This window comes from Sandaracinobacter neustonicus, from assembly GCF_006385875.1.
Classification (GTDB): Bacteria; Pseudomonadota; Alphaproteobacteria; order Sphingomonadales; family Sphingomonadaceae; genus Sandaracinobacteroides; species Sandaracinobacteroides neustonicus.
The window spans coordinates 32,333-47,854 of sequence record NZ_VFSU01000029.1 but is presented as its reverse complement, the minus strand read 5'-3'; the positions used below and the strand labels follow the sequence as shown (position 1 = coordinate 47,854).

Sequence of the window (15,522 nt, the reverse complement as noted above, 5' to 3'; positions counted from 1 at the left end):
GACCCGCCGGTGCAAGCGGGTCCGGGGCGCAGGTTCAGGCTGCCGGGGCCGCCTTGGGCGTTCGCGGCTTGCGCGCAGGCTTGGCGGACTTGGCGGGCTTCGCCGCCGACGCGGCGACGGGGATTTCGCCCTTTGGTTTGCGACCGAGCCCGATGGTCTTGGCCAGTTCGCTGCGCCGCGCGGAATAGCCCGGCGCAACCATCGGATAGGAGGACGGCAGGCCATAACGGGCGCGGTACTCATCCGGGGTCAGGCCATGCGCGGCCAGATGCCGCTTCAGGCTGCTGTAGGGCTTTCCATCGATCATGGAGACGATATGGTCGGGATCGGCGAGCGACTTTCGCGCCGTGACGGCAGGGTGGAAGGCTTCGACTGTCTCCGTATCGGTCGCCGCGCCCAAGCCGGCGAGAGCCCCATGGACCGCGGCGATCAGGCCGGGGAGTTCGGCCGTACCGACCTTGTTGTGGGAGACGAAGGCGGAGACCAGATCGGCAGTCAGCGCGGTGAGGTCGGTCGTGGTGTCGGGTTTGTCGAGATCGGACATAAACTCTCTTTGCAACACAAGGCAGGCTGCGGCCACGCTAAAGCAATCTCTGGATGCATCAAGGCTGCGGTCACGACGTCAGCGCTCTCCCTCAGGGGTCCGGCCAGTCACGCAGCATGACGAGTTGCCCAAGGATTTTCTGGTAGCTGGGGTCGCGCGTGATCGCGCCCGTGTAGCCCGCCCGGCGGATTGCCGCCTCCCGTTCGGTGACTTCGAACGGCTGAAGTCTGGGATCGAAGCTGATCGAAGTGAAGAGCGTGTCCGGATCGATCCGAACCTGCCTGATGCGGGGTGCGGGTTCTTCGCGCCGCCATGCGCGGTCGATCTGGAGAAGCCGCACCTCCTGCTCGTGCGCGAAATATTTCCGCTTCCACAGGAGAGAGTCAGCGCGACCCTGAACGGTGCAGAAGAAGCGGGGTCCATGTTGTCCATTGCAGGCGTTCACGATGCGCTGCCAGATGTCCCCGTCGCCGAGATACTCGACCTGACCCATCACGACATGGCTGTTCGCGCCATCGGCATGCCACGTTTCCGCCGCCGACAGCAGGCGTCGGACGGTGGTCGTCACGGTCACGCCTTCATCGTCCGCTTGGATGTTGCGGCGACTTTCGGGATCCAGCCTCACGCGCGAATAGGCCCTGAGCAGGGTGTCCGATCCGGGGTTCAACGACCAGCACTGCGCCCATGCGGGAGCGAGGTAGGCCGACAGCGGCCGCTGTCCCTTTCCCGCGACATGCAGGGTTCCGTCGAGCATGCACAGGGCGCTCGGGTCTTCTCGCGGGTCTTCCCAGAGTTGCGGCGCGACCAACCCCATCTGCTTTGACGAGATGGCTTCGATCAGCCGTTCAAGGGGAAAAATCCGCCGGATCGGCTGATCCAGGTCGGGCAGGCGAACGGCGAAGCGGCAGGGATCGCCATCGATCCGGATCAGTTCCATACCCGCTGTCATGAATGCCTTCGCACCGCATGGCAATCTGGCTGGCCAGCGACCTCCCAAGCCGCTCGCATGATGAAATCGCGCCGCCCGCGATCCCGTCAGGGATGCGGGCGGCGCGATTTTTCCCGGGGGAGAAGACGGGCGGCGTCACCGCCGCCCGTCCGGATCATGCTGCGATGGCCACGGGCTCGGCCTGCGGCCGGGGCGCTTGCGCCTCGACCTCGACCGGGGGCGCGGGCTCGGCCTCGGCGGCGGGAGCCGGGCCCGGCGCGGGAAGTCGCCTGACCTTTCTGGCGACCGCCTCCCACAGGGCCAGCGAGGAGAAGTCGCGGCCGGTGTAGCGGCCAGGGGGAAAGGCCAGCCACTTCGGCGTCCAGCCCTCGACCTTCTCGCGGTTGTTGGCGCCAGCGAGGAAGTCGCGCGCGATGCCGATCTGCGTCCTGACCTTGGCGGCGACATTGCCATTGGCCACAGGCTTCCCGCCCACGTCCCTGAGGAGGGCGTTCGCCACCTGACGGTCGCGGATCAGGCCGAAGAAGGCGTCGTCGGGCTGCCACATCGCGGCCATGTCGGGCTTCAGGTAGCCGCCTACGGCCTCGACCACGGCCCCGCCCGCCGCGAGGCTTTCACCCATGACGACGGCGGCGACCGCCATGACCTCGGCGTCGTCGAGGCTCACCAGCCGGGCGAACAGCTCCACGATGGCGGTTTCGCCGCTGTAGCGGCCGACAATCACTTCCGTATCGTCGCGCGGGCGGCCCAGCAGGGCGAGGACGGCGCGGCGGCGGGCGTCGAACCGGCTGTTGGCCTCGCCGCCCGCGACGCTCTCGGTCACGGGATCGGACTTCGCGCGCTGGCTTTCGGCCTCCACCTTCCACAGCGTCGAGCCGATGATGGCGTGGGCGACCATCAGCCGGAAGGCGATGCCGGGATGGTCGGCAAGGACCGACCGGGCGGCGGCGTGGCGATGCAGGTCGATATACTGCTGCAAGGCGCTGGTGGTTTCCGGCTTGACCGCCTTGGCGGTCTCCCCGGCCTCGGCGCGGGCGGCGGCGGCGCGGGCGCGCCGGGCCTCCTTGGCGGGAAGCCAGCCCTCGTTGACCGTCACCTCGCCATTGGCGGCGACCGTGACATAGACCCGGCCGCCCTTGTCCTTGGGGGTCGCCTCATGGTCCCATGAGCGGAAGCGCTCGCCGGTCGCAAGCACCTCGACCTCGCCCCATCCGGCGTCCAGAAGCGCGTCGCGGCGGGTGGCGACGGCCTCGTTCTGCGCGGTCCAGAACTGGTCCGGGTCGGCGAAATAGCCGTCCTCCCCGAACAGGTTGACGACGATCTGGCCGGGATAGGCGGCAAGGTCGAACAGGGCCACGGCGGTCGAGATCGACTGGCCGCCGAACAGCCACGCCTTCAACCGCTCGCCGGTGGGAGCCCGCTGCTCGGGGTCGTCCACCATCGCCAGCCAGTCTTTCTGCTGCAACTTGGTGGCGAGCGTCAGGCTGCGGACGGTGGCGACGTCGATGTCGCCCTGAGCGTAGAGGGCGCGGATACGCGGCAGGAGGTTGCCGAGCGCCATCACCTTGTGGACATAGGCTTCGGTCAGCCCGAAGGTCCGCGCCACGTCCTCGACCGTGCGGCCCTCGCGGCGGATCAGGCGGGTGAAGGTCTCCCACCGGCTGACCTCGTCGGGATCGAGACGGGCGAGGTTCTCGATCAGCGAGGCTTCCAGCGCCGCCGCGTCGTCGCCCGGCTCCATGATGGCGCAGGGCAGCGGCTCGATCTCCCCGCCGTCCTCGAGGATGGCGCGGACGGCGAAGTAGCGGCGGCGTCCGGCGACGATCTCGAAGGTCTCGCCCTCGCCGGAGGGACGCACGAGAAGGGGCGTGAGGACGCCCCGTTCGCGCACGGACGGCAGGATGTCGGACACGTCCGGGGGCTTCCTGTCGTGGCGCATGTTCAGCTTGGAGATGCTGAGCTTGCCAATGTCGATGTTTGCGAGTTGCATGATGGTCTGCTCCTTTGGGAGTGGACCGGCCCCGTCCGCCTGATCCGGCAAGAGACGTCGGGCGGGGCCGGGTTTGCGCGGAAAGAGCCGCGCGCTCATCCGCCGCCGGGATCGGCGGTCGGAATCTCGGGATCGATGGTCGGGACAGTCATGACGCAGGGCCGTGCGGGAGGCTGTGCAGCAGGCCGATGGCCTGCATGATCGAGCCGGTGCGGCGGGCCGTCTCGGCATAGATCGAGATCGGCAGCCGCCCTTCAAAATACAGGTCGCGCTCGATCCCGAGGCCGAACGGCAGCCGGACCGACGCCAGTTCGGACAGGCTGAACGATCCGAGTTCGGGACAGCCGAAGCCGAGGTCGGCGAGGCCGAACAGGGTGTCGCCGTCCGGGTCCAGTTCGGTCGCCAGCCACGTGGCCGCGCCGACGGGATTGAAGAACTTCACGACGGGAGACGGGTCGGGCTCGCGACGGCCGTCGCGCCGGGCGGCATGGCCTGCCTCGCCGTTGGCGAGGAGGCGCGCCCGCAGGTCGGGGCTCAGCAGCCTCATGCCGCGATCCTTTCGTGGCTGGGTTGGGAAGCGAGGGGCGCGGCGGCCGGGACGGCTTCGTTCTCGGGCGGGCCGTCGAAGGCCAGCAGGAAGTCGGCGGCCTTGCTGGCCTGACTGGCGGCGCGGAAGATGGCGCGGTTGTCCTCGCGAAGGACTTCAAGCCATGCGGCGAGATAGTCGGCGTGGCGGACGGTGGGGATGACGCTCTTGGCCGCGCAGACGAAGGCCGAACCCATTTCCGCGACCAGTTCTTCCCGTGCGTAGGGGTGGGAGCCCATGCGGCCGGACAGGTCGCGCGCCAGCCTTGAGGGGTGGCCGGTCCAGTGGGTCAGTTCGTGAAAACAGGTGCGATAGTAGTTGATCTGGTCCCGGAACGCGAGCTGCGGCGGAACCTGAATGAAGTCGGCGGACGGGACATAGAAGGCCTTCTCGCCCCCGATGCGGAAGTCCGCGCCGGTCGCGGCGATCAGCCGTTCGGCGGCGGGGACGATCTCGCGTTCGGGAAGCTGCGCGGGTTCGGGGGTGAGGCCGTCCAGTCCTTCGCATTGGGCAAGGTTGAAGACGGTGAAGCGTTTGAGGAAGGGGACGACGCGGGCGTCCTCGCCGGTCTCGCGGGCGCGCGCCTTCTCGGCATCGGGGGTGAAGCGGTCGGCATAGACGACGGTGGTCCCGCGCTCGCCCTTCCTGACGCACCCGCCTGCCGCCAGCGCCTGTTTGAACGTCAGCCAGCCCTGCGAGGGATAGCCGCGCGCGATGACCGCGCCCCAGAGCATGAGGATGTTGACGCCTGAATAGCGCCGTCCGGTGAGGGCGTTTCTCGGGAGGCCGGGTCCGGCCGCGCCTGCGCGTCCCCACGGCTGAACCCAGGGGAAACGGCCCGCCTCAAGCTCGGCGATGATGCTTGCCGTCACCTCGTCATAGAGGTTGGCACGGGGTTCGGCGGGAGCCGAAACCCCCTCTCTGCCCTTTCCACGGGCGCGACGGCTGGGGTTTGAACGCATGCCTGTCCTCCTTCCCCGCCCAAAAGCCACATGGCCTTCCCCGGAAGCGGGGGGTGGGCGGCGACTGCGACCGTCCGGACGCGCCCCAGAAGGCAGGGGTCACCCCGAAGGGGCTGGAACGTCAGTGGAGGAGCCGGCCACGGGCCGGCTTGGCGCATGCCGGGGCGCGTCCAGAAGGGCGCGCCGGCCACAACCCGCGCCCCGGGGAGGCCCACAGGAAACGCCATCGCGCGGCAGCGCGATGACCGCAAAAGGGGGGCGTTGCGGGGGGCAAAGCGCCCCCGCTCGAAGGGGTAGCTGGAGCCCACGCGGGCTCCAGCTCAGGGGAAGGCTTTCCCCTCCTGATTTCGATCGGAAGCCGCCGAACCGTCCGCGGCTCACGACGATAGTCAGCTTCGTCGCCCTCGTCGGCGGGGTGTGCTGCCTGGCGCAAAGACATGCTAGCGCGGGCCTGTTCATGACAAGGCGGAAGCGAGGACCGAATGGGCAGGGCGAAGGCGTGGATGCTGGAACAATGGGAACGCGGCTATAGCGACGCGGACGGCGATATCTGCGCCGGATGCGTGTCGGAGCCTGTGCTCGCCGAATGGATTGGGGCCAACCTGACGGCGCACAGCTGTTCGTTCTGCGGAACTGAATCCCATGAAGCGGTCGCCGCCAGCTTTGACGATTTCGTGGGGGTGGTGCTGGCCGGAATCTCGTTCGACTGGAACCATCCCGACAGCGAGGGCATCATGTATGTCTCGGCCGAAGGCGGCTACCAGGCGCCGGTGACCGACACATGGGAGGTCCTCGGCGACTACGGAATCAGCGAGAACGCCGTTGTCATCGATGCGCTTGCCGATTCCATCGACACGGATGGCTGGGTCGAGCGGGAGTTCTATCGCGGCAGCGACAGTCAGCGGCTCGTGTGGGGCTGGGACAGATTCAAGGCGTTCACCAAGAACGATACGCGATACTTCTTCCTGAAACGGGAACCTCGCGACGACGATGAACTGACCCCGGCCGAGATGCTGAGCCAGATCGCCAAGATGATCAGGTACGAGCTGGGCGGCCATGGACTTGTCAAAAGCCTCGAGCCCGAGACCGAACTGATCCGGATCCGCATTGACGGCGTCGGACATGGTGGGGCGGCGGCGATCGGCGCGCCGCCGGCCGAGTTCGCAACCCAGTCCAACCGGATGAGTCCGGCGGGTATCCCGATGTTCTATGGCGCGTTCGATGCGGCGACCGCCACGGCGGAGACCTTTGACCCGCAAGCGCATGCGGGTCAGGTCCTGTCGATCGGGAGTTTCAGGCCGGTCCGGGCGCTCAGGGTGCTCGACCTGGCCGAACTGCCCGAGGTCCCGAGCGTGTTCGAGCCCGCCGGCCGCAAGCTGATCCATACGCTGCGCTTCCTTCGCGCCTTCGCCCGCGACATCGCCAAGCCGATCGCCCGCGATGGTCGCGAGCATATCGAATATGTGCCGACGCAGATCGTCACCGAGTATTTTCGACGTGTCTTCCGCACCGCCGAGGGCCATGCGCTGGACGGGATCATCTATCGCAGTTCGCGAAATCCGTCGGACCGCGCCTTCGTCCTGTTCTGCGAGAACAGGCAGTGCATCGATGAGGGTGTGGCGGTGCGCCCCGAACATCTGCTGAAGTTGGTAAGCGTCACGCATCAGGCCGCCGGCGACGACGACGGCGTTCCGGCGGACGGGTAGATGGTCACAGGGCGCAACGTGTCGGCCGACCGGATTTCCCAAGCGTCCCGGAGCTTGCGGAGCATTGTTATATGCCGCGTCCCGTTCGCTGTGCTATGCTCTTCTCAGTTGTGGAAACGGGGGGCAAGCCATGTCCAACAACTATGCGGGTCTGCGCGCGACCTTCAGGCGCGACAAGGCGGCCGGGAAGCGGTGCGCCGAACGTCTGATCGCGATGCGCAAGAGCCTGGCGCCGCTGAGGAAGCGCAACAGCAAGAGCAGTCTGCTGCTGGCGACCTGGAACATCCGCGATTTCGATTCCAACAAATTCGGTTTCGGGCCGCGCCTGCCGGAGAGTTTCTACTATCTGGCCGAGATCGTCGCCTGTTTCGATCTGGTGGCGCTGCAGGAGGTCAACCGGGATCTGAGCGCGCTGGAAACGCTCGTGCGGATCCTGGGACGGGACTGGGACTATATCGTCACCGATGCGACGGAGGGTTCGGGCGGCAACGAGGAACGCATGGCCTTCCTCTATCGCCGGGACAAGGTCTGGTTCCGCAAGATCGCCGGGGAGGTGGTCCTGCCCGAGGGGCAGCTTGTGGTCTCGCCCAAGACGGTGAAGCCGCCGAGCGATCAGCCGGATGCACAGCCCATCGTCACGGAGGCCAGGCAGCAGTTCGCGCGAACGCCCTTCCTGGTGGCCTTTCAGGCGGGCTGGTTCCGGTTCAGCCTGTGCACGGTGCACATCTACTACGGTCGGGATTCCGGCGAACAGCTGAAGCGCCGCATCGCCGAGATCGAACGCCTGGTGGAGTTCTTCGCCAAGCGGCAGGACCGAGAGGCCAAGGCTGAGGGCGCCGGAAAAGCCCAGGCGGAGAATTACATCCTGCTCGGCGACTTCAACGTGGTCAGCCCGGAGCACAAGACCATGGCGGCGTTGAAGTCCAACGGCTTCGAGGTCCCCGCGCCTATCGACGGCGCCAAAGTCCGGAAGGACAAGGACCATTTCTACGATCAGATCGCGGTCCGGGTGAAGGATCCGCGGTTCCGCGTGGTGACCGGCGGGATGGTGGACATGTTCGCCGAGGTCTTCCGCGACACCGACGAGGATCGCGCTATCTATTCGTCGCTGGCCCCCAAGAGCGATCCCGAGACGGACCCCAAGTACAAGGCGAAGACGCCCGAGGCGCTCTATCGCAAATGGCGGACCTGGCAGATGTCGGATCACTCGCCCTTGTGGATCGAGATCGAGACGGATTTCGCCGACGACTATCTGCAGACGATCACGACCGAGGCCTGACATTCGGGAGCTTTCGCATGACCACCCCCGTTGACGAACCGCAACAACTCCCTGTCGCCATCCTCAATGAGGATACGGAGAGGCCTTTCATCCGACTGGCCGAAGCGCTCGAGGCGCAGGCGAGTCCGTTTGCGCGTGCCGACGAATTACCGACCTCGCTTCTGTTCCAGGCGGCTGCGGCCTTGCGCGTGGCGGCGACCTTGGCCGGACAGGACCAGTGTCGAATGGAGGCGCCCTACAAGCGCATGTATCGAATCCGCGAGCCGAGCGGAGACGTCATTCTCACCTGCGAGCATGCGCCGCCCCATCGGACCAAGCTCTGATGTCCGGCCGGCTGATCCTGGCGCTGCCGGCCTTCCTCATCGCCATCATGGGAGTGGCGCTGGCGTTGGCGATCAGGGCCGTCGGATGGCCGTGTGCAGCCGGCATCGCGGCGGCGATCTGGGGCCTGGGCTGGGCGGCAGCGCAGGTTGCGAAGCGCTGTCTCCCCCAACGCCCCCGCTGGGCGATTGCCGCCTTTACGGTCTGGACGCTCTGCCCCGGAATCGCGGCCGCGGCTGCGATCGCCATCATCGTCCACATGAACGCCGTCTTCGATCCCGACGCCATCGGCATGCCCGCGCTCGACAAGGAGATGACCAGGACCTTCTTCGGCGCCATCGCCGCGCTCTTCACCGCCATGTTCATCAAGCTGATGGACGATGCGGATGAGGAGGTAGTCGGCAAGAGGGTGCAGTCTGTGTTCCACGAGACCTTCATCGACAGTCAGAAGCAGGTTCCGACCGCCGCCTATCCCGTCATCCTCGGTCATAGCCCGGTTGAGAAGTGGGTGTTCGAGGACGCACCGGAGGGCGTTGAAGGATGGGGGTGGCGCGCGCGCTGGCGGCGAGCCGGGGAAATCGCCACAGCCATGGCGGACCCTGAGGAGCAGGAGCGCGTCCGATCCTACAGGCAGTCGAAGCCGACAGCCCCGAAGCAAGGTGACGCCCCCATCACAGACGCGCAGGCGATTCAGCCGCCCCCTCCAGCGGACTGACCCCAGTCGCACCACGCGCGCCCCTCTCATTCTGCCGGTCGTGGCGCGAGCGATCGTTGACGCCTCATGACGGCCTGGCCCCCCGGCAGCGATCGAGGCCGACGCGCGGACGACGCGTTCGGTCCGGGCGACCGCTCAGGGGATGAGCACCGCCGCGCCTTCGAGCCGCCCGGCGCACAGGTCGTCCAGCGTGGTTGAAGCGGCCAACATGCGGGCCTCCCAGCAGCCTCTCGATTTGTGCCGTCAGCTCGCGAGTGAGGCGATGGAAACGGTCATGTCCAGCTTGAATCCATCCGGTTCAAAGCGTCGCTCTACTGTGCCGCCGCTCAGGCCCATCTTGATCAATCGCGTGCCGAATCCGATCCGTCTGGGCTTTTCGACGGGAGGACCCCCACTCTCCCGCCAATGGAGCGCCAGCTCGTCGGGCTCAACGGCCCAAGAGATGCCGACGGTTCCGCCCGATACCGACAGGGCGCCATATTTGACGGCGTTTGTCGCGAGTTCATGCAAAAGCAGGGCGAGCGAAACAGCGGCACGTGATCCGATCTTCAAATCCGGTCCCTCGACCCGAATCTGATCGCCGTGGTCGTGAGGTTCTACGGCGCTCCGGACCACCTGCAGGAAGGATACCGCCGACCAGCTCTGGCGAACGAGGACATCATGCGCCTTGCCCAACGCGCCGAGTCGCTGGCCGAATGAGGCCAGCGCATCCTCGTCCGCAAGGCCCTGCAGGGTCTGGGAGGCGATCGCCTGCACCAGGGCCAGGGTATTGCCGAGACGATGCGCCAGCTCCTGGTTCGCGAGCGCGAGGTCGGCCTGGGCGCGTACCTTGCCCGTCGTCTCGATCACGGTGTCGAGCATGCCGGCGACGCTGCCGTCGGCGCGACGCAGCGGGCTGTAGCAGAAGGTGAACCAGACATCTTCCTTCACGCCTGAGCGGTCGATGCTGAGCGGAAAGTCCTCAATGTAGGTCGATTCACCTGCATAGGCCTTGTCCACGATCGGACCGATCTCATCCCAGACTTCCGCCCAGACTTCGGAAAACGGTCTGCCCAGCGCCTCGGGCTTCCCGCCGAGGATCGGCAGAAAGGCATCATTGTGGATGGTGATGAGTTCCGGTCCCCACACGATGGCCTTGGGGAAGTGGGAATCGAGAATCTGCCGGACGATGATCTTCAGTTCGGCGGGCCACGCCTCGCGCGGTCCAAGAGGCGTCGAACTCCAGTCAAAGGCGTCGACACGTGCGCGCATCGCGCTCCGGTCCGACGGATCTAACGCGAATCCGCCGCTCAGGTTGAGACTTGGCTCCTCCGCGACGCCCAAGGTCAAATCATCTGGCTCTCGATGCATAAGGTTTGCTTTCCAGGACGGGAGATAACCGCTTCATTTCGCCCGCTTATACTGAGCAGTGGAGTTAATCGCCCTCGACAATCGACAGTAATAAATTATTAGATCTCCATAAAAGTCTCATCGCTCGCCCGAACGGCGGAGCGCCCAGATTAGCAGGCTTCAGCGGAGGGCGCGACGAGCAATCGTCCGTCGGAAACTGCTCCAAGGAAGACTCGCTTGGCCGGCCCGCTACGACAATCGAGGCGACGAGGCATGGGGGCGATCTCTGCGCCGATGAGGGTGTTGTGAGGCCAGCGTTTATTTGCTGCGCTGATCGGCCGCCGGGTTTGGTGATGGCGGGACTGTCGCGCTTGAGTCAGTTTCAAGTAACGGCACCGGGCCGCGGGTAAAGCGCCACCATGCCAAGGCACCATAGCCAAGGATGAGGAAGGTGAGGTTTAGCACCTCCCGGATCTGTTCGCCAAGGCTGGCGCCCATTTGATTGAGACCGACCATTAGATGGATGCCGGCGGTCGTAGGCAAGAGGCGGGCGAGGATCGCCAGCCAGGCCGGCGTCGCTTCCGCCGGCCAGGAAAGACCCGCCAGGAAGAAGATGACGAGCGACGTGCCCATCCACAACTGCAGGGGCCGTTCCCGCGTCCGGAAGAAGCTGGCCAGCGCGAGCGCCGCGGCTACCGTTGCAGCCACGAACAGGCTGCCGCCCACGATCAGGGCTCCGGGAGAAGCGCCGCCGCGAGGATAGTCCTGAAACCAGAACACAAACCCCGCATAATAAGCAACGTCGGCCCAGCCAATCACGAAGAACGCTAGAGCAATTCCGACAAGGGTGCGCGAGGGCAGACGAAAGCGTCCCAGTGTCTCGCGCAGGGTGGCGGCGAGCATCGTCAGGCCCATCAGCAGTGTCTGGTGAATGATGAGGAAGCCGACGCCGGGAAAGACAGTGCTACCATAGCCCTCGCGAGTGTTGAAAAGCGGGCGGGGAACGAGCGATAGGGCGGGCCCGACGGGTGCGCCCTGCATCATCGCCTGATCGATTGCCGCCTCCGCTGCAATGACGGTGATTGCAAGTCCGGCGCCGGAGAGTGCGGTGCTGCTCCTGAGCAGATAGGCGCCATTGCCATAGAGCGCGACAGTGCCTTGTGCGCCGGTCAGGATATTCCGCTCAAAACCCTGTGGAATGACTATGACGGCGCCAGCGCCTGTCGTCTGTAACCAGTGCTCCGCATCCTGGGGCGAGGGCAGCCGGGCTGCAAGCTCTGCTTGCTGAAGCGCCGAAATTCTGCGGATCAGGGACCGGCTGGCACCGCTGTTGTCGAGGTCGACCACGGCGACGGGAATGCGGACAGCGACCTCGCCGGAATAGGCTGAAGGATAGAAGAAGGAATAGAGGATCGTCGACACGACGATCAGCATGAAGGCGGAACGGTCGGCGAGAATGGCGCGGAAGGTGGCAAGGAAGGCGCGCCCGATCATCGGCGGCCCCAAGCGTCGGGACTGAAGCGTGCCGACAGGTATCGCGGCAGGCCCGCGACCATGCCCACGACAAGGAAAACGAGCATGATGAGGATCGGTCTGGCCGATGCCGCGACGGGCGTGCCGATCATCCATTGCTCCACGACCAGCCGCGCGAAGTGCGTATAGGGAAGCAGCACACTCCATAGCCGGGCGAAGGCGGAGGCCGACTCTATCGGAAAAATGGCGCCCGCGAACGCGAAGGAAGCTCCCGCATAGAGCGCGGTCATCGACAGCGCCTGCCCCATGGACAGGGTGGCCCCGACGATGAACAAGGCCATGCCCGCATAGGCGAGATAGAGGGCGAGATAGCCCCCCATCAGCATCGCCACGCTCCCTTGCACGGGCCAGCCCCGGAAGGCCGCGAGATAGCCGGTCGCAAGGGCCCCCCAGAGCAGGAAGATGAGGATATAGGGCGCGATCTTGCCGGCGATCGCGGCGACCGCCTCGCCTCGAGAACCTGCAAGCCATGCTCCGATGGTCCCGTCCCGCAGCTCGCGACCGAGCGCGCTCACGACCGCGATCATGAACAGCAGGTGCAGGAGTGCGGGATGGATCAGGGCGACGAGTTGCAGTTCGTAACTGGCCTGCGGGTTGTAGAGGATCCGGCTCTGCACGCTCACCGGCGGCGGCCGCACACGCGCGGGACCGGCGATCGCGGCGCTTTGCTCCCCGGCCAGGGCCTTTGCCTGGGCCTGGACCACGGCGCCGACTTCGCGCAACACCGAACCCGAGGGCGTGGAATAGCTCGCATTGTAGAAGAGGAGGATCTTGCCGGTCTCGCCGCGCAGCACGGTGCGCTCGAGATCACGCGGGATCAGGACCACGGCATAGGCGGCGTTCGCGCGGACCAGATGCTCGGCCTGTGCCATATCGGCCGGCCGCGCCGCCACCTTGAGCCCGGGTGACGCCTCCAGCTTGCGGATGAGGTCGCGGGCGACGCCGCCGCCGTCCTCGTCGACCACGACGATCGGCAGGTCTCGCATGACGCCTGCCGACAGCTGGACCGCGACGATCGCCAGCAACAGCAGGGGCAGCCAGGTGACCAGCGCCAGATCCCAGACGCTGCCGCGCAGGAAGGCGGTTTCGCGCAGGGCGCTGTCGACGAAGGCCCGGATCATTGTGGCCAGTCGAACAGGACCGTCATGCCGGGCCGCATCCCGTCGACCCGCGATACGGGCGACAGGCGTACGTCGAAGCTCTTCACGTCGAAGCCGCTCGATTGGCGGGTCGCGCGCCATGTCGCGAAATCGCCGGCCGGCGCGATATAGAAGACACGAAACTGCGCGCTACGATCACCGAGCGCGGGTATGCGGCCCCTCAGGACCCGTCCCCGGCGGATCGCGCTGAACTGATCCTCTCGCAGGGTGAGCGTCACCCAGGGATGATCGACGTCGGTCAGGACGAAGACGGGAAAGCCCTGCGGCACGAGTTCGCCCGGCTGCGCCAGCCTGCGGCCGATCTCGCCGCCCGACGGCGCGAGCACCCGGGTTTCCTTCTCGGCCGCCTCGACTTCGGCAAGGGCGCCGCGCGCCTGGCGAACCTGTCCGCTCGCTGCCTGCCGATCCTGTCGGCGAGCGCCGGCCAGCGCCAGGTCATATTGCGCGCGCGCCGCTCGGGCCGCTTCATTGGAGGCCAGGGCGTTGGCGCGGCTCTCGTCACGTTTCTGCCCCGCGAGCACACCCTGTTCAAAGAGGCGCTCGGTGCGCTGATAGGTGGTCTGGGCAAGATCCGCCGCCGCCTGCGCGCGTCGCCACTGGGCCTCGGCAGCCCGGATATCCTCCGGCCGTGCGCCTTCATCGGCCTTGTCCGCATTCGCCTGCGCGGCGGCGAGCGCGCCGCCGGCTTGTTCGGAGCGGGCTTCGACCTCGGGACTGTCGAGCGTATAAAGCAGTTGTCCCGTCTTCACCGGTTGCCCTTCCTCGACATGAAAGGCAGTGATCCGTGCCGAGACCTTGCTCGTGATCCGCAGCTCGCGGGCCTCGACCATGCCCTGAAGCTGATCGGGAACCGGACGGTAGGCCAGCCAGAGACCTACGCCGAGAATGACCACGATCAGCAAGGCTATGAGCAGCAGCAGCTTGCGCTTCCGCCCGGTCGGAACAGGCGAAATCGTCTTTTCCGGAACGGCCTGGTTTTCCGATGTGGCGGTCATGGCGCGACCCTTTCACCCTGGTCGATATAGCCCGGCAATGTGGCGATCTGCCCGCTGACGTGCAGGAGTTGCGCCAAAGCGATGACGAAGTCGTACCCCGCCTGGGCGCGCTGGATCCGGGAACGCGCGAGACCGAGTTGCGCATCGATCACGTCGAGCGAGGTCGTCTGCTGCTCCTGATAGCCGAGGGTCTGGACCCGCAAATTTTCCTGAGCCGCAGTGATCGCCGTGTCGGTCAGCTCGAATCGCCGTCGCGCGGCTTCCGCCTCGTTCCAGGACCGCGTGACGCCGATTTCGATCTGGGTGCGGGCTTCGCGCAGGCCCGCATTGGCTTGCGTCACGGTTTCCCGCGCGGCCTGCACCGCTTGCGAGCGGTCCACACCGGAGAAGAGGGTGTAGCGCAGCCCCACGCCCACCGACCAGTCCGGATCGGTCAACAGCGTGTCGCGCCGATCGAAATTATACTGGGCGAATCCATAGACCGTCGGCCGGAGCTTCGCCCGCTGAACGGCCACCCCCGCTTCGGCCTGGTCTTCCAGCGCCGCAAGCCGGTCCAGTTGGGGATGGGCGCGGAGCGCCGTGTCCACATAGGTGTCGAGCGAGCGGAGCGGCTGACGGATCACGAAGATCGGGGAGACGGGATCGACGCCGGACGGCGCCCGCAGCGCGCCGGCAAGCGCCACCCGCGCGCTCGCGAGATCGGCCTCGGCCTTCTCGAGCTCGCGCGCGGCGTCGTCGCGCGCCACCTGCGCCTGGAGGCGTTGGGCCCGGCTTATGAACCCTTCCTGTTCGAGCTTGAGGGCGTCCGCGACATGCCGGTCCAATCCCGCAAGCGCATCACGGCGAACATCGCGCACGCGCTCGAGCAGCTGCTGGCCGAAATAGAGCTGGGTCATCTGCAACAGACCGTTGTCGATGACGATCTGGCGTTCGGCGCGCGACTGTTCCAGTTGCCCCGCCGCGCCCGCCTGCACGGCGGGTATCTGGCCGCCGGAATAGAGCGGCAGCGTCGCCGTCACGATCGGCCGGGTGCTCGTGCGCTCGATCTCGAAGCGCAGGGGATCATAGATGGCATAATCCTGGGCCACGTCCGCCAGCGGGCCGAGCGGCAGATAGAGGGTTTTCTGATAGCGGATCATCTGTCCTTCGAACTCGACGGTCGGACGCCGCAACGTGCTTGTCGAGGCCTCCTGGGCCTCCTTGCTGCGCACATCGGCGTCGGCGCCCCGGATCGCGTCCGACCGCTCGAGCAGCCTCGCCTGGGCGCTTCGATAATCGAGAGGAAGCCTGTCGATCGTTTGCGCCTGCGCGCCCTGACAGACCGCAGTCGCCAGCGCGGCAACCAGCATCGAACATCGCAAGGTCATGAAGAACGTCTCCTGCTCCCGCACGGTAACGTTGACATCCAACCAACTCAATACATATTTGTATCGAAATGCCCCCCCCCGTGATC

The 15,522-nt window shown here is 66.3% G+C and carries 14 protein-coding genes; 4 read left to right on the top strand and 10 right to left on the bottom strand.

All coding sequences use genetic code 11. The features are described from left to right. Positions 1-34 precede the first annotated feature (34 nt). The 5 genes from FJQ54_RS12680 to FJQ54_RS12660 form a co-directional block, all read right to left on the bottom strand. Positions 35-544 (bottom strand): MucR family transcriptional regulator, encoded by a 510-nt coding sequence (locus FJQ54_RS12680; protein ID WP_140928793.1) that lies wholly within the window; start codon positions 542-544, stop codon positions 35-37. Between the two features lie 91 nt (positions 545-635). Beyond that, positions 636-1,493, bottom strand: coding sequence for a hypothetical protein (locus tag FJQ54_RS12675; RefSeq protein WP_140928792.1), 858 nt, complete (start codon positions 1,491-1,493; stop codon positions 636-638). Positions 1,494-1,647: 154 nt separating this feature from the next. Further along, positions 1,648-3,483, bottom strand: coding sequence for a ParB/RepB/Spo0J family partition protein (locus tag FJQ54_RS12670; RefSeq protein WP_140928791.1), 1,836 nt, complete (start codon positions 3,481-3,483; stop codon positions 1,648-1,650). 148 nt (positions 3,484-3,631) lie between these two features. Continuing rightward, complete coding sequence (locus FJQ54_RS12665; RefSeq protein ID WP_140928790.1) at positions 3,632-4,030, bottom strand: DUF2958 domain-containing protein; 399 nt, start codon at positions 4,028-4,030, stop codon at positions 3,632-3,634. Continuing rightward, complete coding sequence (locus FJQ54_RS12660) at positions 4,027-5,031, bottom strand: ArdC family protein (RefSeq protein WP_140928789.1); 1,005 nt, start codon at positions 5,029-5,031, stop codon at positions 4,027-4,029. The genes FJQ54_RS12665 and FJQ54_RS12660 overlap by 4 nt, the downstream gene beginning before the upstream one ends. A gap of 482 nt (positions 5,032-5,513) precedes the next feature. Between FJQ54_RS12660 and FJQ54_RS12655 the strand changes: the two genes are divergently transcribed. The 4 genes from FJQ54_RS12655 to FJQ54_RS12640 all read left to right on the top strand — a co-directional run bounded on the left by FJQ54_RS12655 (position 5,514) and on the right by FJQ54_RS12640 (position 9,052). Further along, complete coding sequence (locus FJQ54_RS12655) at positions 5,514-6,737, top strand: HEPN-associated N-terminal domain-containing protein (protein WP_140928788.1); 1,224 nt, start codon at positions 5,514-5,516, stop codon at positions 6,735-6,737. Positions 6,738-6,867: 130 nt separating this feature from the next. Then, positions 6,868-8,016 (top strand): endonuclease/exonuclease/phosphatase family protein, encoded by a 1,149-nt coding sequence (locus FJQ54_RS12650; protein WP_140928787.1) that lies wholly within the window; start codon positions 6,868-6,870, stop codon positions 8,014-8,016. A 17-nt stretch (positions 8,017-8,033) separates the two neighbouring features. Continuing rightward, a complete protein-coding gene (locus FJQ54_RS12645) occupies positions 8,034-8,339 on the top strand; it encodes a hypothetical protein (protein WP_140928786.1) in 306 nt (101 codons plus the stop codon). Next, the gene (locus FJQ54_RS12640) at positions 8,339-9,052 is read left to right on the top strand and encodes a hypothetical protein (RefSeq protein ID WP_140928785.1); all 714 of its coding nucleotides are present in this window, start codon (positions 8,339-8,341) and stop codon (positions 9,050-9,052) included. The genes FJQ54_RS12645 and FJQ54_RS12640 overlap by 1 nt, the downstream gene beginning before the upstream one ends. Positions 9,053-9,295: 243 nt before the next feature. Here FJQ54_RS12640 and FJQ54_RS12635 read toward each other — a convergent pair whose 3' ends face one another. The 5 genes from FJQ54_RS12635 to FJQ54_RS12615 all read right to left on the bottom strand — a co-directional run bounded on the left by FJQ54_RS12635 (position 9,296) and on the right by FJQ54_RS12615 (position 15,478). Next, complete coding sequence (locus FJQ54_RS12635; protein WP_207790424.1) at positions 9,296-10,303, bottom strand: sensor histidine kinase; 1,008 nt, start codon at positions 10,301-10,303, stop codon at positions 9,296-9,298. A gap of 396 nt (positions 10,304-10,699) precedes the next feature. Continuing rightward, positions 10,700-11,875 (bottom strand): ABC transporter permease, encoded by a 1,176-nt coding sequence (locus FJQ54_RS12630; protein ID WP_140928783.1) that lies wholly within the window; start codon positions 11,873-11,875, stop codon positions 10,700-10,702. After that, a complete protein-coding gene (locus FJQ54_RS12625; RefSeq protein WP_140928782.1) occupies positions 11,872-13,035 on the bottom strand; it encodes an ABC transporter permease in 1,164 nt (387 codons plus the stop codon). The genes FJQ54_RS12630 and FJQ54_RS12625 overlap by 4 nt, the downstream gene beginning before the upstream one ends. Then, positions 13,032-14,069 carry an HlyD family secretion protein gene (locus tag FJQ54_RS12620; RefSeq protein ID WP_140928781.1) on the bottom strand — a complete coding sequence of 346 codons (1,038 nt, stop codon included), beginning with the start codon at positions 14,067-14,069 and terminating at the stop codon, positions 13,032-13,034. The genes FJQ54_RS12625 and FJQ54_RS12620 overlap by 4 nt, the downstream gene beginning before the upstream one ends. Beyond that, the gene (locus FJQ54_RS12615; RefSeq protein ID WP_235890443.1) at positions 14,066-15,478 is read right to left on the bottom strand and encodes a TolC family protein; all 1,413 of its coding nucleotides are present in this window, start codon (positions 15,476-15,478) and stop codon (positions 14,066-14,068) included. The genes FJQ54_RS12620 and FJQ54_RS12615 overlap by 4 nt, the downstream gene beginning before the upstream one ends. Between the last annotated feature and the right edge of the window lie 44 nt (positions 15,479-15,522).